The sequence below is a fragment of the Chimaeribacter arupi genome (assembly GCF_002858805.1).
Taxonomy (GTDB): domain Bacteria; phylum Pseudomonadota; class Gammaproteobacteria; order Enterobacterales; family Enterobacteriaceae; genus Chimaeribacter; species Chimaeribacter arupi.
In genome coordinates, this window is sequence record NZ_PJZI01000027.1 from 54,120 (window position 1) to 73,452 (window position 19,333).

General features: G+C 58.9%; 17 protein-coding genes. 12 read left to right on the forward strand and 5 right to left on the reverse strand.

The genetic code is table 11. The annotated features are described in order from the left end of the window. Positions 1-14 precede the first annotated feature (14 nt). Positions 15-392 (reverse strand): inner membrane protein YbjM, encoded by a 378-nt coding sequence (gene ybjM / locus CYR52_RS15645; RefSeq protein ID WP_072928503.1) that lies wholly within the window; start codon positions 390-392, stop codon positions 15-17. 331 nt (positions 393-723) lie between these two features. On the opposite strand from ybjM, the gene CYR52_RS15650 reads away from it, so the two are divergent. From CYR52_RS15650 to CYR52_RS15670, 5 genes are all read left to right on the forward strand, one after another. Further along, positions 724-2,406, forward strand: coding sequence for an aspartate:alanine antiporter (locus CYR52_RS15650; RefSeq protein ID WP_072928599.1), 1,683 nt, complete (start codon positions 724-726; stop codon positions 2,404-2,406). Positions 2,407-2,670: 264 nt separating this feature from the next. After that, the gene (locus CYR52_RS15655; protein ID WP_101828906.1) at positions 2,671-3,441 is read left to right on the forward strand and encodes a phosphatase PAP2 family protein; all 771 of its coding nucleotides are present in this window, start codon (positions 2,671-2,673) and stop codon (positions 3,439-3,441) included. Next, positions 3,441-4,046, forward strand: coding sequence for an undecaprenyl-diphosphate phosphatase (gene ybjG / locus CYR52_RS15660; protein WP_101828907.1), 606 nt, complete (start codon positions 3,441-3,443; stop codon positions 4,044-4,046). The genes CYR52_RS15655 and ybjG overlap by 1 nt, the downstream gene beginning before the upstream one ends. 120 nt (positions 4,047-4,166) lie before the next feature. Next, positions 4,167-4,931: a DNA-binding transcriptional repressor DeoR gene (deoR, locus tag CYR52_RS15665; RefSeq protein ID WP_072928500.1), complete on the forward strand. Its 765-nt coding sequence runs from the start codon at positions 4,167-4,169 to the stop codon at positions 4,929-4,931. 449 nt (positions 4,932-5,380) lie between these two features. Further along, positions 5,381-6,670 carry an HAAAP family serine/threonine permease gene (locus tag CYR52_RS15670; protein ID WP_072928499.1) on the forward strand — a complete coding sequence of 430 codons (1,290 nt, stop codon included), beginning with the start codon at positions 5,381-5,383 and terminating at the stop codon, positions 6,668-6,670. A 64-nt stretch (positions 6,671-6,734) separates the two neighbouring features. Here the strand turns inward: CYR52_RS15670 and CYR52_RS15675 are convergent, their stop codons facing one another. Continuing rightward, a complete protein-coding gene (locus tag CYR52_RS15675) occupies positions 6,735-7,955 on the reverse strand; it encodes a serine hydrolase (protein WP_101828908.1) in 1,221 nt (406 codons plus the stop codon). 249 nt (positions 7,956-8,204) lie between these two features. Here CYR52_RS15675 and CYR52_RS15680 point away from each other — a divergent pair, with 249 nt between their 5' ends. Both CYR52_RS15680 and CYR52_RS15685 read left to right on the forward strand, forming a co-directional pair. Beyond that, the gene (locus tag CYR52_RS15680) at positions 8,205-8,549 is read left to right on the forward strand and encodes a GlpM family protein (RefSeq protein WP_072928497.1); all 345 of its coding nucleotides are present in this window, start codon (positions 8,205-8,207) and stop codon (positions 8,547-8,549) included. A 110-nt stretch (positions 8,550-8,659) separates the two neighbouring features. Then, the gene (locus CYR52_RS15685) at positions 8,660-9,313 is read left to right on the forward strand and encodes an HAD family hydrolase (RefSeq protein ID WP_072928496.1); all 654 of its coding nucleotides are present in this window, start codon (positions 8,660-8,662) and stop codon (positions 9,311-9,313) included. A 3-nt stretch (positions 9,314-9,316) separates the two neighbouring features. Here CYR52_RS15685 and CYR52_RS15690 read toward each other — a convergent pair whose 3' ends face one another. After that, complete coding sequence (locus CYR52_RS15690) at positions 9,317-10,243, reverse strand: LysR family transcriptional regulator (RefSeq protein WP_101828909.1); 927 nt, start codon at positions 10,241-10,243, stop codon at positions 9,317-9,319. Positions 10,244-10,412: 169 nt separating this feature from the next. Here CYR52_RS15690 and CYR52_RS15695 point away from each other — a divergent pair, with 169 nt between their 5' ends. The 4 genes from CYR52_RS15695 to CYR52_RS15710 all read left to right on the forward strand — a co-directional run bounded on the left by CYR52_RS15695 (position 10,413) and on the right by CYR52_RS15710 (position 14,860). Next, positions 10,413-11,834, forward strand: coding sequence for a M20 family metallopeptidase (locus tag CYR52_RS15695; protein ID WP_101828910.1), 1,422 nt, complete (start codon positions 10,413-10,415; stop codon positions 11,832-11,834). Then, positions 11,831-13,096: an MFS transporter gene (locus tag CYR52_RS15700; RefSeq protein ID WP_072928493.1), complete on the forward strand. Its 1,266-nt coding sequence runs from the start codon at positions 11,831-11,833 to the stop codon at positions 13,094-13,096. The genes CYR52_RS15695 and CYR52_RS15700 overlap by 4 nt, the downstream gene beginning before the upstream one ends. 447 nt (positions 13,097-13,543) lie before the next feature. Continuing rightward, complete coding sequence (locus CYR52_RS15705) at positions 13,544-14,251, forward strand: phage antirepressor KilAC domain-containing protein (protein ID WP_101828914.1); 708 nt, start codon at positions 13,544-13,546, stop codon at positions 14,249-14,251. 375 nt (positions 14,252-14,626) lie between these two features. Further along, positions 14,627-14,860 (forward strand): hypothetical protein, encoded by a 234-nt coding sequence (locus tag CYR52_RS15710; RefSeq protein ID WP_072928492.1) that lies wholly within the window; start codon positions 14,627-14,629, stop codon positions 14,858-14,860. A 252-nt stretch (positions 14,861-15,112) separates the two neighbouring features. On the opposite strand, the gene CYR52_RS15715 is transcribed toward CYR52_RS15710, so the two are convergent. Beyond that, entirely contained in the window at positions 15,113-16,240 is a 1,128-nt protein-coding gene (locus tag CYR52_RS15715; RefSeq protein ID WP_072928491.1) for a PQQ-dependent sugar dehydrogenase, read from the reverse strand. A gap of 259 nt (positions 16,241-16,499) precedes the next feature. Here CYR52_RS15715 and CYR52_RS15720 point away from each other — a divergent pair, with 259 nt between their 5' ends. Continuing rightward, complete coding sequence (locus tag CYR52_RS15720) at positions 16,500-17,966, forward strand: TrkH family potassium uptake protein (protein ID WP_072928490.1); 1,467 nt, start codon at positions 16,500-16,502, stop codon at positions 17,964-17,966. 74 nt (positions 17,967-18,040) lie between these two features. Here CYR52_RS15720 and CYR52_RS22445 read toward each other — a convergent pair whose 3' ends face one another. After that, entirely contained in the window at positions 18,041-18,646 is a 606-nt protein-coding gene (locus CYR52_RS22445; RefSeq protein WP_146000851.1) for a zinc ribbon domain-containing protein, read from the reverse strand. Positions 18,647-19,333: the final 687 nt, after the last annotated feature.

Genomic DNA, 19,333 nt, shown 5'->3' on the forward strand with positions numbered 1-19,333 from the left:
TTCATGGTTTTTTTTCAGATCCCCCGGCGGCGCCAGTGCTGCCACAGCGCCTGGAGCAGCATAAAGAGCAACGCGCCCAGCACACACCAGAAAATCGCGCTGGCCGCGTAGGCTATCTCCTGCCACAACGCGCGCACCCTGACAAAAAACAGCATCCGGATCAGGTAGCACAACGGAATGGCCAGCACCGCCCCGAAAAAGGCGGCCGACAGGCCGTTACGCCCCACCAGCGACGTGGTCACCATGCCCGGCAGCATAAACAGCAACAGGCCATACTCCGGGCCGGGTGTGAAGTTGCGCATCACAATCAGCTCGGTTTTCAACATAATAAAAATGGCCAGAAACAGCAGGCAGCAGACCGGCACGCCATATTTTTCTCGAACATGCGCCATACGCATCCTCCATTAACTCCCTGAACCCCTTCCGGCGATGCCTGTGCTGAGCACGCGGCGGCATCCTCCCGGTATGGAGTGCGTGACTACTTTTCCCTGTATGAATGACGTGGCGGGGCCACAAGATAAAACCGTTGAAGGGCCGGATTTTACCGGCTTTTATCTGGCTGAACGGCGGGCTTAACGCTAAAATGTCGCGCATCATCGCGTTGTCATGGAAGGAAACGATCCCCTGACGCTTTTGCTGTCCGCTTCAAATATAATGCTGCTGAATTTATATCGATAACCCACCCATATCAAGAATTTGTTGGTAAACAATAAGTTAACCCACGTGAACATAAACGTCTCTAATTTGTTAAACGGGAATTATGTCCTGTTGCTCTTTGTGGTTCTGGCACTCGGTTTATGTCTGGGCAAGCTGCGGCTTGGTTCGGTCCAGCTGGGAAATTCCATCGGCGTATTAGTGGTTTCCCTGATCCTGGGGCAGCAGCACTTTGCCATTAATACCGAAGCGCTGAGCCTTGGCTTTATGCTGTTTATTTTTTGTGTCGGGGTGGAAGCCGGGCCTAACTTTTTCTCGATCTTTTTCCGCGATGGTAAAAATTATTTAATGCTGGCGCTGGTGATGGTGTTCAGCGCGATGCTGATCGCGCTGGGGCTGGGAAGGCTGTTTGGCTGGGACATCGGCCTGACGGCGGGGATGCTGGCCGGCTCCATGACCTCGACCCCGGTGCTGGTGGGCGCGGGGGATACCCTGCGCAACACGCTCGGCAGCGGCCCGCAACTGGCGGTGGCGCAAAACAACCTCAGCCTCGGTTACGCCCTCACCTACCTGATCGGGCTGGTGAGCCTGATCTTCGGCGCCCGCTATCTGCCGAAACTCCAGCATCAGGATCTGCCGACCAGCGCCCAGCAGATCGCCCGTGAACGCGGGCTGGACACCGACAGCCAGCGCAAAGTCTATTTGCCGGTGATCCGCGCGTACCGCGTCGGCCCGGAGCTGGTGGCCTGGGCCGACGGCAAAAACCTGCGGGAACTGGGCATCTACCGCCAGACCGGCTGTTACATTGAGCGCATCCGCCGCAACGGCATTCTGGCCACGCCGGACGGGGACGCCGTGTTGCAGGTGGGGGATGAAATCGCGCTGGTGGGCTACCCGGACGCCCATGCGCGGCTTGACCCGAGTTTCCGCAACGGCAAAGAGGTGTTTGACCGTGACCTGCTCGACATGCGCATCGTCACGGAAGAGATCGTGGTGAAGAACAATAACGCGGTCGGCAAGCGGCTGAGCCAGATCCAGCTCACTGACCACGGCTGTTTCCTGAACCGGGTGATCCGCAGCCAGATTGAGATGCCGATCGACGACAGCACGGTGCTGAACAAAGGTGACGTGTTGCAGGTCAGCGGCGATGCACGCCGGGTGAAAAGCGTGGCGGAGCGGATTGGCTTTATCTCGATCCACAGCCAGGTCACCGATCTGCTGGCGTTCTGCGCCTTCTTTATCATCGGCCTGATGATCGGCATGATCACCTTCCAGTTCAAAAACTTCTCTTTCGGCATCGGCAATGCCGCCGGCCTGCTGTTTGCCGGGATACTGCTTGGCTTCCTGCGTGCCAACCACCCGACGTTCGGCTATATCCCGCAGGGGGCGCTGAACATGGTGAAAGAGTTCGGCCTGATGGTCTTTATGGCCGGCGTGGGCCTCAGCGCCGGCAGCGGCATTACCCACGGGCTGGGTATGGTCGGCGGCCAGATGCTGCTGGCCGGGCTGGTGGTCAGCCTGGTGCCGGTGGTGCTCTGCTTCCTGTTCGGTGCCTACGTGCTGCGCATGAACCGCGCGCTGCTGTTCGGCGCGCTGATGGGCGCGCGCACCTGCGCCCCGGCGATGGAGATCATCAGCGACACTGCGCGCAGCAACATCCCGGCGCTGGGCTATGCCGGCACCTACGCCATCGCCAACGTGCTGCTGACGCTGGCCGGTACGCTGATTGTCATCATCTGGCCCGGCACCTGAAGCCTGCGCTAATGCGTTGATGCATAATGGGGTTTATAAATTGCAATAATTTTCTCAAAAAAGAGCGGCACACGGCGAACTTATTTTAGGCAGTACAGTCTGACTTAATGCCACTGCTTTTCTTTGATGTCCCCACTTTGGAGAGCCCGATAGTCCCGCCTGATTACAGGTTCAAGACTACCGGGTTTTTTCTTGCCTGTTGTTTACGGCCGCCCCACTTAAGGTTCTCTTAAGCCACTTTGGTTACCGTTTGGTGACATACCAATGTCACCGGATAGTGTTGTGAAATTTTCCCTGCCTCGTGCTGCTGACTTAAATCGCGCCTCAACAGCGCCTGCGATTAAGACTTTCCCGCTTTACTCCCTCAGTGCCCGCTTTTACTGTGCACAGGTTTTTGGCCTGTTGATCAGTGGGTTGCTGTTTTTTTGGCTGTCACGCCATGAACAGTTTGACCTAAGCCTCAGCCAGCCGTGGTTTGACCCCCTCAGCGGCCATTTTCCGCTGCAGGAGAACTACTGGCTGAATCTGATTAACCACCGGTTGCTGAAGCAGCTGATCATTGCCGGTGCGGTTGGCGGCCTGCTGTGGGGCATGGTGCGCCGTGAGCCGCGGGTGGTGCTGGTGATGCTGCTGTTTGCGGTGGGGCCGCTGGTGGTCGGGGTGCTCAAAGCCACCAGCGCGCACGCCTGCCCCTGGGATTTACAGGCGTTTGGCGGACAGGCGCAGGGTTACCCCCTGCTGGGCACCGTGCCGCTGAACCCCGGGCCGGGGCACTGTTTCCCCGGCGGCCATGCTTCCAGTGGGTTCAGCATCATGGCGCTGTTTTTCCTGTTTTACCCGCAGCGGCGGCAGCTTGCCTGGGCCTGCTGGCTGGCGGGCATCGTGCTGGGGCTGGTGATGGGCTACGGACAAGTGATGCGCGGCGCGCATTTTTTCACCCACAACCTGTGGGCCGGGTGGTGGGTGTGGGTTGGCCAATTGGCTGTGTTTGGGTGGAGCGACGGTTACCGCCGATATCATGTAAGGAAGACCTGATGGAACAACTTAACCACCAGCTGTTCAGCTGGATCAACGCCACGCCGGACTCTCCAGCCTGGCTGCTGGCGTTTGCCACCTTTCTGGCGCGCGATCTGATCGCGATTGTGCCGCTGCTGATTGTCGGGCTGTGGCTCTGGGGGCGGCCGGACGCCCTTGCCCATCAGCGTGCGCTGGCCTGCAAGGCGCTGATTGCACTCTGTTTTGCCATGGCGTCCACCACCAGTATTTCGATGCTGTTTCCCCATGCGCGCCCGTTTGTGGAAGGCTTTGGCTACACCTTCCTGCACCACGCGCCGGATGACTCCTTCCCCAGCGACCACGGCACCGCGATGTTTACCTTTGCCCTGGCGTTCCTCTGCTGGCACCGCGTCTGGTCCGGGATGGTGCTGATGGTGATTGCCTGCGCGATCGCCTGGTCACGGGTTTACCTCGGGGTGCACTGGCCGCTGGACATGGTGGGCGGCCTGCTGGTGGGCGGCATCGGCTGCTTGTTTGCCCAGCTGGTCTGGAATCTCTTCGGCCCTGCCCTCTCCCCGCCGCTGGAGCGCCTCTACCGTGTCTGTTTTGCGCTGCCCATCCGCAAAGGCTGGACGCGGCATTGAGTGCCTGACACGCCGGATCGCACAAAAGGCCTGTTCGCAGGTCTTTTTTCTGCGTACCCCCTCACGTTTTTTTTCATCTGAGGCTAGTATGGAAGCCTTGCAACAGACTTGAGGTCAGGAATGGAAACGCGACGCGAAGAACGGATACAACGGCTGGTTCAGGCCCTGAAGCGGGCAGATAAAATTCACCTGAAAGAGGCGGCCATGCTGCTCGGCGTCTCAGAGATGACGATCAGGCGTGATCTGAGCGCCCAACCGGCGAGCGTGGTGCTGCTGGGCGGCTACGTGGTGATTGACCCGAAAACCAATAACGCCACCAACTATTTTGTCTCTGACCAGCAGGCGCGCCAGGTTGAGGAAAAGCGCCGCGTCGGTGCGCTGGCGGCAAAACGGATCAGCGCCAATGACACGCTGTTTTTTGATTGCGGCACCACCATTCCCTATATCATCGAAGCGATTGATGAGGATCTGCCGTTCACCGCCGTCTGTTATTCGCTCAATACCTTCCTGGCGTTGCAGGATAAACCGCGGTGCAAAGTGGTGCTGTGCGGGGGCGAGTTCCGGCCGGACAGCTACATTTTCACCCCGCTGGCGGGCCACAACCTGCTGGATAACATCTGCCCGAACAAGGCGTTTATCTCCGCTGCCGGTATCCACCTGGAGCATGGTGCCAGTTGTTTCAATTTTGATGAAATTGAGATGAAACACCGCGCCCTGAGCGGGGCCGGCCAGCGTATTTTAGTCTGTGACCATACCAAATTCGGCCAGGTGAAACCGGCCCGCATCGGCGATTTGACGCTGTTTGATACCATTATTACCAACCGCCCGCCTGACCCCGCTTTTTTACGTTATTTCCACGCACAGAACATCACGTTACTGAGTTGATCCCCCTGTTCTGCCCGGCTGCCTAAAAAGGCGGCAAACAGCGCCGTAACCGCCCGCCCCGCTATAGCAAACGATTGCGTTGTTGGTTATGCTGCTGCCCCGAGACGGGCGGCAGCGGCTTCTCCTGCTTAAAAAGCGACCTTGCAGCACAATATTTCGCCAAAGCAAGCTAAGAAACCTCTTATGGTGCATTTGCGAGAACGATCACGGATGTTTTCACCAAGGATCGCTATTGTGGCGCGCTCTGATTCCCTGAGAGAACGAATATCAGGAGAAAATATCGCATTCAGGGTCATGCTCTTGTCTCCCACCGGGGATGGCGGCATGATGCGGGACAAAAACGGGCAAAATTGCCGGTTATCAAAAGAATATTTTTTAACCAGTTTCGCCAGCAGGCGGGCGGGTGCCGGAAGGCCGGCTTTCTCTTAACGTGTTCACGCGGAGGCACTATGGACACTACACAAACGGGTACGATCATTTCCCCTGCCGACAGCGGGCAGGGTTGGCGCAAAACTGACACCATGTGGATGCTCGGCCTGTACGGCACCGCCATCGGGGCCGGTGTGCTGTTCCTGCCGATCAATGCCGGGGTTGGCGGCCTGATCCCGCTGGTAATCATGGCGCTGCTGGCCTTCCCGATGACCTACTACGCCCACCGCGGCCTGTGCCGCTTTGTGCTCTCCGGCAAAAATCCGGGTGAAGACATCACCGAAGTGGTGGAAGAACATTTCGGCACCGGCGCGGGTAAACTGATCACCCTGCTCTATTTCTTCGCCATCTACCCGATTTTGCTGGTCTACAGTGTCGCGATCACCAACACCGTGGAGAGCTTCATCACCCACCAGCTGCAGATGACCGCCCCGCCGCGCGCGCTGCTGGCGCTGATCCTGATCGTCGGGCTGATGACCATTGTGCGCTTTGGCGAACACTTCATCGTGCGGGCGATGAGCATCCTGGTGTTCCCGTTCGTGGCCATCCTGATGTTGCTGGCCCTGTACCTGATCCCCAACTGGAGCACCGCCCTGTTCCAGAACGTCAGCTTCTCGGCGGCTGAAGGCAGCAACGGCCTGCTGATGACCCTGTGGCTGGCGATCCCGGTGATGGTGTTTGCCTTCAACCATTCGCCGATCATCTCCGCGTTTGCGGTTGCCAAGCGCAACGAATATGGCGAGGGTGCCGAACGCAAATGCGCCTCGATTCTGGCGCGCAGCCATCTGATGATGGTCGCCACGGTGATGTTCTTTGTCTTCAGCTGCGTGCTGAGCCTCTCACCGGCCGATCTGATGGCGGCCAAAGCGCAGAACATCTCCATCCTCTCTTATCTGGCGAACCACTTCCATAACCCGATGATCGAGTACCTGGCGCCGTTTATCGCCTTTGTCGCCATCACCAAATCGTTCCTCGGCCACTACCTCGGCGCGCGGGAAGGGTTCAACGGGCTGATGATCAAATCCTTGCGCAGCCGCGGCAAAACCGTGCCGGTGAGCCGCCTGAACCGTGTGACCGCGCTGTTTATGCTGGTGACCACCTGGATTGTGGCCACCTTGAACCCCAGCATCCTGGGGATGATCGAAACGCTGGGCGGCCCGGTGATCGCCATGCTGCTGTTCCTGATGCCGATGTACGCCATCCAGAAAGTCCCGGCAATGCGCAAATACAGCGGTGCTGCCAGCAACGTGTTTGTGGTGCTGATGGGGCTGGTGGCGATCTCCGCCATCCTTTACAGCCTGTTCGGCTAAGCGCCTGCGATAAAAACCAGGCAACAAAAAAGAGCGCCGCGGCGCTCTTTTTTTATTCCGGCCCTCAGGCCTTGTCTTTATCCCCGAACCAGCCGCTGAACCAGCTGCTCAGTTGCATCATCACCCGGTCCCACAGGCGGCTGATAAAGCCGCCTTCTTTGACCTCGGTCAGCGCCACCAGCGGCCGCTGCTCCACCACTTTGCCGTTCAGCTCAAAATTGATGGTGCCGACCACCTGGTTTTTCGCCAGCGGCGCTTTCAGTTGCGGATCATTGAGCTTGAAACTGGCTTTGAGGTTCTTCATCTCGCCGCGCGGAATGGTGATGGCGGCATCCTGCGCCACGCCGAGCGGCACTTCATTGGCATCCCCGAACCAGACCCGCTGGCTGACGAACGGCGCATCCGCTTTGATCGGCGTCGCGGTTTCATAGAAGCGGAAGCCCCAGGTCAGCAGCGTCTGGCTCTCATTGAAACGGATGCTGTCACTCGGCGCGCCCAGCACCACGGAAATCAGCCGCATCCCGTTGTCGGTGGCGGATGACACCAGGTTATACCCGGCCCCGGAGGTATAGCCGGTTTTCACGCCATCCACATTCAGGTTGGTGCTCCACAACAGGCGGTTGCGGTTTACCTGGCGGATGCGGTTAAAGGTGAACTCTTTCTCTTTGTGCAGCGCGTATTCGTCCGGCGTGTCGCGGATCATCGCCTGGGTCAGCAGCGCCATGTCGCGGGCGGTGCTGTACTGCCCTTCCGCATCCAGCCCGTGCACCGTCAGGAAGTGGGTATTCTGTAACCCCAGCGCCTGCGAATAGGTGTTCATCAGCCGCACAAACGCGTCCTGGCTGCCGGCCACGTAGTCCGCCAGCGCAATGCTGGCATCGTTACCGGACTGGATCACAATCCCCTTGTTCAGCTCCGACACCGGCACGCGGTCGCCGGGTTTCAGGAACATCAGTGACGACCCGCGCAGCGCCGGGTTACCGGTGGCCCAGGCATCTTTGCCCACCGTGACCATGTCATCCGGCGTGATTTTTTTCGCCTTGATCGACTGGCCGATCACGTAACTGGACATGATTTTGGTCAGGCTGGCCGGATCGAGGCGGGTATCGGGGTTGGACTGTGCCAGGATCTTGCCGCTGTGGTAATCCATCAGCACATAAGCCTTGGCATTGATTTGCGGGGCGACCGGGGCATCAGCGGCCACGGCGGGAACGGCGGCAAGCCACAGCACCAGCGTGCCGGCACCGGTGGCGGCGCGCAGGGAGAGTCGGAGAGAGTTGTTCATCAGCGGATCAGCGTTTCCATTCAGACAAGTGAAAATTCGCACTCTTTCAATCAGATCGTGTTGTACCTGTGGTGCAAACCTAGCATTTTTTTCACCCGCTGATAAACCTTCTCTATGTAAAGTTTTCATCCTCCGCACGTTTCTTAACGCAAATTCACGCGATCTTACCCGGCCCCACACAGCACAGGATTGACCCGGCCGCTGCGCTGCGGCATGGTGTGGCTCTTTTGCCCAGGGATTGAACAGGTTATGGGACTCTTTCTGAAGGCCGCCATCGGGGCGTTGGTGGTGGTGCTGATCGGTATGTTATCGAAGACCAAAAATTACTACATCGCCGGGCTGGTGCCGCTGTTTCCGACCTTTGCGCTGATTGCCCATTACATCGTCGGCAGTGAACGGTCGGTTGAGGCGCTGCGCACCACGATTATTTTCGGCATCTGGGCAGTGATCCCTTACCTGGTTTACCTGGTGTCGCTCTGGTTTTTGCTGGGGGTTTTGCGGCTGCAGCCGGCGCTGCTGGCGGCGGTGGGCTGCTGGGTGGTCGCGGCCTGGCTGCTGATCCAGCTCTGGAACCGCTGGCACGGCCAGGGCTGACCCGGCGCTGTCGTCTGGGTGTCACTTTTCTGATTTAGCCTGAGTCTCCCTGACGCAGCGGTGCCTGGCGGCTACGCTGTGAGAAGCCCACGCTGACCCGGAGACACATCATGGATTTAGCCCTGTTTGATCTTGACGAGACGTTGCTGTGTGAGGATAGCGCCACCCTGTGGTTGCGCTGGCTGGTGTCCCAGGGGTTTGCCCCGGCTGAACTGGTGCGCCAGCAGCCGGTGTTGCTGGAGAAAGCGCGGCGCGGGGCGCTGGCCGGGGAAGATTACCGGCTGGTGACGCTCTCCCCGCTGGCCGGGCTGAGTTGCCGCACCGTCTCCGGCTGGGTGGATCGCTTTATCCAGCGTGACATCCTGCCGCGCATCTACCCGGACGCCCGCCGCCAGCTGCTCTGGCACCGTGAGCGCGGGGACTACATCATCATCCTGTCCGCCAGCGGCAACCATCTGGTCAGCCCGATTGCCCTGACGCTGGGCGCGCATCAGGCCCTGGCCCCGGACGCCGGGGTGGAAGATGACCGCTTTACCGGCGCGCCCCACCCCGCCACCGCGCACCATGACCACGCGCAACGGGTGGAGCACTGGCTGGCGGGCTGGGGCGGCGAGCCGTTCCGGGCGCTGCACGGCTACAGTGACTCGATCCATGACCGGGCGCTGCTGGAGCGGGTGGACCATGCCAGCGTCATCAACCCAACGCCGGAGCTGCATGCGCTGGCCAGCCGCAGCGGCTGGCAGGTGCGCGCCTGGCAGCGCTGAGCCTTACGCCAGGCCGAAATCGTGTTGGAAGGCGGCGCTCTTTGCGCCGATTTCCTCCCGCAGGAACGCCAGAAACAGCGTGAGTGCCGCCGACGGGCGGGTGCCGGCCTGCGCCTGGATCTGTAACGTGCGCTGGCTGAGCTGGCCTATCTGCAGGTCACGCAGCCGCACGCCGTCCTGCCGGGCGCGGAACAGCAGCGAGAAGTGGCTGCAGGCGGTGATCGCCTGCGGCGTGTTGAGCATGAACTGGTAAAGCGCCGAGAAATTATTGCAGCTGAGGGTCGGCTCCAGGAAAGTGCCGCTCATGCGGCAGGAGAGATCAAACAACTGGCGGATGGTGGTGCCCGGTTCCGGCAGCGCCAGCGGATAAGGGTGCAGGCTGGCGAGATCCACCGGCCCCTGTGCCAGCGGGTGGTCCGGGCGCATCACCAGCAGCACCGGCGCCGGGAACGCCGCCACCACTTCCACCCCGCGTTCCGGCGTCAGGCAGAACTGTAACGCCACATCTGCCTCGCCGTTGCGTAACGCCTCTGACACCTCCGCCGCCGGGCTGACCATCAGGTGAAACGTGACGGAGGGCGTCTGCGCCCGGAACCGCGTCAGCAACGTGGGCAGCAGGTCAAACGCCATGCCATCGGTGCAGATGACCCGGATCAACGTGCGGCGCACCGCGCGCAACCCCTGGATTTCCGCCATCGCATACTCCATGTCACGCATACTTTTGCGTACATGGTTCTCCAGGATCTTCCCGGCATCATTCAACACCATCCCCCGCGCATGGCGCTCGAACAGCGGCGCGCCCACTTTCGCCTCCAGCCGCTGGATCTGGCGGCTGATGGCTGACACCGCCACAAACAGTTGCTGGCTGGCCGCGGCCAGCGAGCCGCAATTGGCGACGGCCAGAAAATAACGGATTTCGGTGCTGTGCATACGGTTGCCCCAGGATGATGCATGCCTCAAAAGCGGGCACCTGAGCCTTATAATAAAAGCAACGCGCGCTTGCAATTATTATTATTGTGGCAACCCTCGCGATTGGCTTAGATGGAGAGGCACAACAATAAGACCTCTCCAATTATCACTCGCGCAGACAGGGCACCTCATGACATCACAACAGGCAGTAACCCAGGCATTGGCCTGGTTTGACAGCGGCGCGTTCCGCCACACCCTGGCCCGCCGCGTGGCCTATGCCACTGAAAGCCAGCGCCAGGATCGTGATGCGGTGCTGGCCGATTACCTGAACCAGGAAATTGCCCCGCCGCTGGCGGAGATGGGCTTTTCCCTGCAATGGCTCGACAACCCGGAGGCGGCAAACCGGCCGTTTTTAATTGCGGCGCGCATCGAAGACCCGGCGTTGCCGACCCTGCTCTGCTACGGCCACGGCGATGTGGTCACCGGCGATGCAGAAGGCTGGCGCGACGGCCTGACCCCCTGGGTGCTGGTGGAAGAAGGTGACCGCTGGTATGGCCGCGGCACCGCCGACAATAAAGGCCAGCACAGCATAAACCTGGCAGCGCTGGCGCAGGTGTATGCCGCCCGCGGCGGGCGGCTGGGGTTTAACTGCAAACTGCTGTTCGAAATGGGCGAAGAGGTCAGCTCGCCGGGGCTGGCGGCGATCTGCCGCGCCCACCGGGAGGCGCTGCGTGCCGATCTGTTTATCGCCGCTGACGGGCCGCGCATGAGCGCCGATCGCCCGACGCTGTTCCTCGGCTCGCGCGGCTGTGTGAATTTCCGCCTGAGCGTGACGCCGCGCGACCGTGCTTACCACTCCGGCAACTGGGGCGGCGTGCTCAGCAACCCCGGCACCCGGCTGGCGAATGCGATTGCCGCGCTGGTCGATGCCCGCGGCGCCTTGCAGGTCGCGGCCCTGAAGCCCCCGGCCCTGACACCGGCACTGCGCGCCATCCTGCGTGAACTGGAGGCCGGTGGCCAGCCGGGTGACCCGGAAATCGATACCGGCTGGGGCGAACCGGGGCTGACACCTGCCGAACGGCTGTTTGGCTGGAACACGCTGGAGGTGCTCAGCATCCTGACCGGCAACCCGCACCAGCCGATGAACGCCATCCCGGCGCAGGCCACCGCCGTCTGCCAGTTACGCTTTGTGGTGGAGACCGACTGGACACAGTTAACCCGGCACCTGCGCGCCCACCTGGACGCTGCCGGTTTCCCGGACGTCGGGGTGGAGGTGATCCGCGGCACCCCGGCCACCCGCCTCGACCCGGCGCACCCGCTGGTGGACTGGGCGCTCGGCATTATGCAGCACGCCAGCGGCAAAAAACCGGCGTTACTGCCGAACCTCGGCGGCTCACTGCCGAATGAGGTCTTCGCGGAGATCCTGGGCCTGCCGACGCTGTGGATCCCCCACTCTTACCCGGCCTGCGGCCAGCACGCCGCTGACGAACACCTGCTGAAACCGGTGGCGCGTGAGGGGTTACAGATCATGGTTGAGCTGCTGTGGGCGCTGGGCGAAGCGGACAACCCGCTGCGCCGTGCTGCGGCTGCCGAGCAGGAGGCGACACCATGAGCGCAACCCTGACACTGAGCGCCCCGCGCCCCAGCCTCTACAAAACCCTGTTTGCCACCTGCATCGGCAATGCGCTGGAGTGGTTTGACATCGCCGTCTATGGCTTTTTTGCCGCCTACATCGCCCATGCGTTTTTCCCGGCCGCCGATCCGGCCGTGTCGCTGCTGCTGGCCTTCGGCAGTTTCGGCATCTCCTTCCTGATCCGCCCGCTCGGCGCAGTGGTGCTGGGTGCCTACGCAGACCGCGCCGGGCGTAAGGCGTCGCTGCTGCTGTCGATCAGCCTGATGATGCTGGGCGGGCTGATTATTGTGGTGATGCCGACTTACCAGAGCATCGGGCTGGCCGCACCGCTGCTGGTCCTGCTGGCGCGCCTGATCCAGGGCTTTTCCGCCGGCGGCGAATTCGGCAGCTCGACGGCCTTTCTGGTTGAGCACTTCCCGGAGCGGCGGGCGTTTATCGCCAGCTGGCAGTTCGCTACCCAGGGGGCCAGCACATTACTGGCGTCGCTGTTCGGGCTGGGGCTGGCGGCCTGGCTGACGGAAGCGCAGATCCAGGCGTGGGGCTGGCGGATCCCTTTCGCCTTTGGCCTGCTGATTGGCCCGGTGGGGTTGTACATCCGCCGCCACCTGCATGAACCGGCTTCCACGGCACAGGCCCCGCGCACCGCCTCGCCGGTGAAAACGCTGGCCCGTGAGCAGAAAGGCCGGTTCTTTATTGCCATCGGCCTGATGGTGGTGTCGACGGCAGTGAACTACCTGCTCAACTATGTGCCGACCTATGCCACCAAAACCCTGCACCTGCCCGGCCAGGCTGCCTTCAGCGCCACGCTGGTCGCCGGGATCATCCTGACGGTGGTCACGCCGCTGATGGGCCTGTGGGCTGAGCGCATCGGCCGCCTGCCGCTGATGTGGGGGTCGCTGCTGTTGCTGCTGGTGACGGTCTGGCCCGGCTTCTGGCTGATGACGCGCAGTGTGTCACCGCTGTCGCTCTGCCTGCTGATTGGCTGGATGGCGCTGTTGAAGTCCGTTTACTTTGCCACCGTGCCGTCGCTGATGGCCGATCTCTTCCCGGCCGCCACCCGCGCCAGCGGCATGGCCATCAGCTATAACGTGGCGGTGACGGTATTCGGCGGCTTCGCGCCCTTTATCTGTACGCTGCTTATCACCTCCACCGGCACCGCGCTGGCCCCCAGCTACTACCTGATGGCCGTCAGCCTGCTCAGCGCCTGTGCCTTGCTGCGCGCCCAACGGTTGCCGCGCTGATCCTGCTGCCCCGCAAGGGGCAGTTTTCCGCCTCAGGTGGGCGTCCGGGCATGTCCCGCGCCCGGTGCTTACCCCGCGCCCGGACGCCCACCGGCATTCCACACCGCCCGCCGGCGAAACGCCCTTTTCCCCGGTTTTCTGCACGGTCACCCATGTCTCAATGGCTGCCGCTCCCCCCTGCATCAGCAGAGAAAAAAGTATGTTGTCACTATCTATGCCCCCAGCTTATACACATCTTGTGCTGCCCCTGTACAGCGTCGGGCCGCCGCGCGACGGCAACGCTTTTTTCAGCCGCCAGCCCTTGTGCCACGCGGGCTGCGGGAAATGTGCTTATTTTTCGCACTGTTAGTTGCGCAAATAAATCACTGGATATATCCACAGGTATGCTGTATATTTATTGAACTCCTGTGGGGAGACGTAGCGTTCTGACATTGAGTGGTGAAAGTGATGATGATATCCGCAGCGGGTTTTGAAGCCCTTCATCAAACGGTCTCAATGAGCAGCCGGGAACTGGCTGAACTGACCGGAACCTCGCATGGCGAGGTCAAGCGCCTGATCAAAAGCCTGGAGACGGCCCAGCGCGTGTCGCAACCTTTGCGCACCGCGGATTATGAGCGCGATGGGGAAACTTTTCAGGAGTACCTGTTGAACAAGCGTGATTCACTGATGGTGGTGGCCCGCCTGTCGCCGGCCTTTACCTCGGTGGTGCTGGATCGCTGGCAGGAGCGTGAACTGACCCACGATCTGCCGGACTTTACCAACCCGGCGGTGGCTGCACGCGCCTGGGCGGAAGAGTTTGAGCGCCGTCAGGCGATGGAAAAGCAGATCGCCCTCATCGCCCCGAAGGCAGACTTTTTTGACCGGTATGTCACCGTTGAGGGCACGCTGGGCTTTCGTCAGGTGTGCAAGCTGCTGAAGGTTAAAGAGACCGATTTCCGCCAGTTCCTGCTGGAACGCCAGATCATGTACCGCCTTGCCGGTGCCCTGACGCCCTACCAGCAGCACATCGATGCCGGCCGTTTTGAAATGCACTCCGGCACCGGCGAAAACAGCCACGCCTTCTCGCAGGCGCTGTTTACGTCCAAAGGCGTGAAATGGATCGCTGACCTGTGGGCCAGCAAAGTGACCCAGACCGCACGCGGGGCCGCAGCCTGACAGGTATGCGCCCGGTGCAGGGGCTGAGGTTGTTCAGGGGCTGACGACGCGGGCAGGTGTGCTCGCCCCGTCAGCCCTTTTCTTTTCCGGCCCGGCCTGACTTTCCCTTTTTCCCCTTCATTCTGCATTGTTTAATTTTGCGCTAAAATTCTTGTGCCGTTTTTAATGCCTGTATAATTTTCCCCTGTGTATTATTTTCCGGCAGTAATATCTCTGTATAATTAACCTTACCTTCTTAATACCCCCCGTTATTTTTAATATAATTAAAACGTTAATGCTGTCACAATTCAGGTTCAGCACCGTTTATTTGTGTTAACGCCTCCTCTATTTTTTAGCTTCTGATTCCCCTGTAACATATTGACGTGAGGCTCTGTTATGGCGCTTTATAAATATGAGAACTTTTTGCGGCAATCCCGTGTCGCGGCATTTGATGTGATTTATGATCCCGGTGCCATTGCGGTATATCCGGGTATTTACCGTTGCACCTCGTGCGGGGATGAAATTGCTGTCGGCAGCGGGCAGCGCCTGCCGGAGCTTAACCACCGGCAGCACTACGGTTCCGTTCCGGTACGCTGGCAGTTACTGGTCTATCCACAATTACGCTCCTGATGCCTGTCGGCGAAGGTGTTTATTTCTCTCCACAAGGCAGCATTATGCCGGATTTATCACCACTACTTTTCCGCACCGTTTAATTAAATAATCAGGGCGTTTTCACGTGCGTGGTAATTATGCGGTGAAATAAAAATGAACCGTGCTTTTACCCCTATAAATAATAACTGATGCTGTTATGCCGATTATCTGAAAAAAGATAACATCGTCTTACTTATAACGGGCATGTCTGCACATGCCCGTTATAGCCTGCTACTTTTCGCCCACCCGCAATAATTTCCCGTTTTCTGCATCCGTCAACAGATACAGGTAGCCGTCCGGCCCGACCCGTACGTCGCGGATACGCTCTTTGCGGTTACTCAACAGCCGCTCCTCGTTAACCACCTTGTCGCCGTCCAGCGTCAGCCGGATCAGCTCCTCCTGTGCCAGCGCCCCGACAAACAGGGAGTGCTGCCAGGCGGGGAAGCGGTCGGCGTTGTAAAAGGCCATGCCGCTGACGCCGGGCGATTTTTTCCAGGCATACAGCGGCGGCTCGGTGCCGGGCGCGGTTTCGCCTTTCGCTTCAGGGATGGCCAGGCCGGAGTAGTTGATGCCGTGCGTCGCCAGCGGCCAGCCGTAATTTTTCCCGGCCTGCGGAATATTCACCTCATCCCCGCCACGCGGGCCGTGCTCGGTTTCCCACATCACACCGCTCCAGGGGTTAAGCGCCAGTGATTGCGGGTTACGGTGACCATAAGACCAGATTTCCGGCCGCGCATCGCGGCGTGCGATGAAGGGGTTATCCGCCACCGGCTGCCCTTCCGGCGTCAGGCGGACGATTTTCCCCTGTAGCAGCGAAAGTTGCTGGGCCGTCGGCCGTTGGTTGTTTTCTCCCAGCGTCATAAACAGGTGGCCTTGCCGGTCAAACGCCAGTTTGCCGCCAAAGTGGTTGCCGGTAGAGAGTTTTGGCTGCTGCTGGAAGATGCGGCGGAAACCGGTGAGCTGGGTGAAGTCCTCTGAAAGCCGCCCATACCCCAGCGCGGTGCCGGCTTTGTCCGCCTCTTCACCACTGCCTTGTTCCGCATAACTCAGGTAAACGCGACGGCTGGTGGCGAAATCAGGCGCGGGCAACACCTCCAGCAGGCCGCCCTGCCCCTGCGCCCAGACTTCCGGCACCCCGCCAATCGGGGCAGACAGCCCTTTGCCCGGTTGCCAGCGGCGCAACTGGCCGTCGCGTTCGGTAATCAGCGCCCCCTGGTTGTCAGGCAGAAACGCCAGTGACCAGGGATGATCCAATCCATCCTGCAATACGGTCACCTCAGGGGCGGCCAGGGCGGGCAGCGAGGCCACATTCAGCAAACAACAACTCAGCAACAGAGCAGAAACACGGGGCAACGGCATCGGGGTATCTCCATGTTAAGGTGTCAGTTAAGGGTAGATGATGGGGCTTGCTGCGCCCCCGTATGGCGGGCAGCTTTACGTTTGCTGACATTCCCGGTAGGGTGCGCCATTCGGACATCGCAACCGGCAAAATCAGGCTACGCTGTAATCAACTTGTTGTGTTGTTGTTCAGGAAACGGGCAGATACTTTTTTTTTACACCTTTTTTACGGCGCGACAGGTATCCTTTCCTGCGAAAAGTCAGACAGATGAGAGAGTAAATGGTCAACACATCACAGGCGAAGGTCATCATTCATTTATGCAGTTATCTGATCGTCCTTTACGGGCTGACGTTGGCCATTCCGCTGATGTTTGCGCTCTACTTCCGCGAACGCGCTGAAATTTTCGCCTTTCTTTATACCCTGATTATCTGCCTTGGCACCGGGCTTATTGGTTCCTTTATCACCCGGAAAAGCCCGCGGCATAACCTGGACCGTAAAAACGGCTTTTTACTGATCCTGCTGCTGTGGGTGATTTTCTCCCTGATAAGCGGCCTGCCGCTGCTGCTGAATGAGGATATGCATATCCGGCTGGTGGACGCCGTGTTTGAGGGGGTATCGGGCATTACCACCACCGGCGGCTCGGTGCTGAGCAATATCGATGCCCTGCCGCGCTCGATCCACTACTTCCGGGCGCAGCTGAACTTTGTCGGCGGGTTGGGGGTCATTATCCTCGCGATCGCCATTCTGCCGCTGCTGGGCGTGGGTGGGCTGAAGATGTACCAGTCGGAGATGCCCGGCCCGATGAAAGAGGAGCGCGTCACGCCGCGGCTGGCGGACGGGGCGAAGAACCTCTGGTTCGTTTACCTGATGCTGGGGGTGCTCTGCACCGTGGCGTACCGGGCGGCAGGGCTGACCTGGTTTGATGCGCTGTGCCACGGCATCGCCACGGTGTCGCTGGGCGGCTACTCGACCCGCGGCGACAGCCTGGGGTATTACAATAATGACGCGGTGGAAGTGGTCGCCGGGGTATTTTCGCTGCTGTCGGCGGTGAGTTTCACGCTGTACTTTTTTGCGCTGAAAAAGCGCAGTGTGCTGGTGATCCTGCGTAACCCGGAGTTCCGTTTCTTTATTGGGCTGGCGGCGGTGGTGATTGGCATTACCTGTTTTGAGCTGTACCGGGTAAACCATTTCACGCTGCGCGAATCATTGGTTCACGGCTTTTTTATGGCCTCGTCGGTGATGACGGATAACGGCCTGGCCCCCAGCGATTACGGCAGCTGGCCGCAGCATGTGATTATGCTGCTGATGCTCTCCAGCTTCTTTGGCGGCTGTATCGGCTCGACCTGCGGCGGCATCAAGATTTTCCGTATTTACGTGCTTTACCAGCAGTGTAAAGGTGAGATCCACCAAATCCTGCGCCCCAACCAGATCAAGACCATCAAGATGGGCACCAGCCCGATCGACGACCGTATTGTGAAGTCGATTTGGGGGTTCTTTATTCTTTATATCTTCTTTACGGTGGTGCTGACCTGGATCCTGAACAGTATGGGCTATGACATGCTGACGGCGTTTGCCACCGTGGCCGCCTGTATCAACAACATGGGGCTGGGTTACGGTGCCACCGCCACCGGTTTCGGCACCCTGACGGACGGCGCCAAGTGGCTGATGTGTCTGGCGATGCTGCTCGGGCGTCTGGAGATTTTCCCGGTTATTGTGTTGTTTTCGCGGAATTTTTGGCGATATTGATTGGAATATGGCGGTCAAGGAAGACCGCAGATTCCATTACTTTTACAATGAATTCAGCTTTAATTAATGGGCAATTATTTTAATTGATTCAACGTGTAGTGATGTTTAATCGTATCGTCTATATAAAGCTCAAATATGGTCAAATCATTGCCAGTAACCGTAAACATTACTACAACTTCTACTTCGCCATGTCCTAGCCATCTGTCTGATTCATTACCCTTTTCAGACCAGATTACATAATCATCTGACAACTTACATTGGTAGGAAAACTTTTTTCCATCCTGTTGACGCTTATAGCTGACATATACGACCCCTGATTTATTTGGTGCAGAAACTTTCATGCCTTTAATTTCACGTTCCATAATGCCTGCAATTGCGGCCTTACAAATTGCTTGAGTAGTAAATTTTCCTGTGTCTGCAGGTGGGATATTCGTTGCTGGTGCTCGTTTTAGAGCAACAGCAGCAAGCGGCAGGCTCGGCTCTTCAGCTGCACTGGCTGTTAATCGTCCATTTTTATCGCTTGAAAAAAACTGACACCCTATGAAAAACATAATAAATACAATGATTAAAACTCCCATATATGACGTAGGCTGAGAAGGATTTTTAACCCCGCAATGCGGACAAAACTTGCTATCGTCCGGTATCTTACTTGCACACTTACGACATTTTTTTATTGCCATTTTTCATATCTCAATGAAAGGAATCATAACCTTATTTATAAACCGGCAATGAAGTTAAGAGAGTGATTTATGTACAGTGTAGATAATATATTTTTGAATTAAAGCCAGCTGCGCAGAGCAAGGTGAAAGGTTTTCTATTGCTTATGTACGTTTTGTAGCTGGGCTTAAAGGAAATCTAGGTGTGTTGCGTTGGCATACGCCTGCATTCTTTCTGCGGCTCCGCTGCCGCCACCGCGCAAGGGGCGCGTAAGCGCGCGCCCCTTGCATCCCGCGCTTTTGGGTGCCCCGGCAGAATTATTGCCCGCGCAGCGGGTTCCCTCCTTCGGCCTCCGGGCTAATCGGGCCGGGACAGACACGCTCCCTGCGTGGCTGTCCCTCTCGCGGGCGTCCTGCCCGCTCACCCGGCCCTGCGTCCTCGTCGGCAATAATTTAATGCCCCCACCTAACTGCAAATTCTTAGCTATGTAAGGAAAGAGTAGATAAGACATTTTTAGTTTTGGTGCAGATATAAAAATTGCAGTCACATGAAAATGCAGAACGGAAAGCGCACACCGTGCGCCTAAAAAACTTCCCCTACTATTTCCTTACATACTGATTAGCTTGCAGAGGGGGTGGGGGCGTAAAAATCATTGCCGAGTGGAGCCGCAGGGCCGGGTGAGCGGGCATGGATGCCCGCGAGAGCCGCCC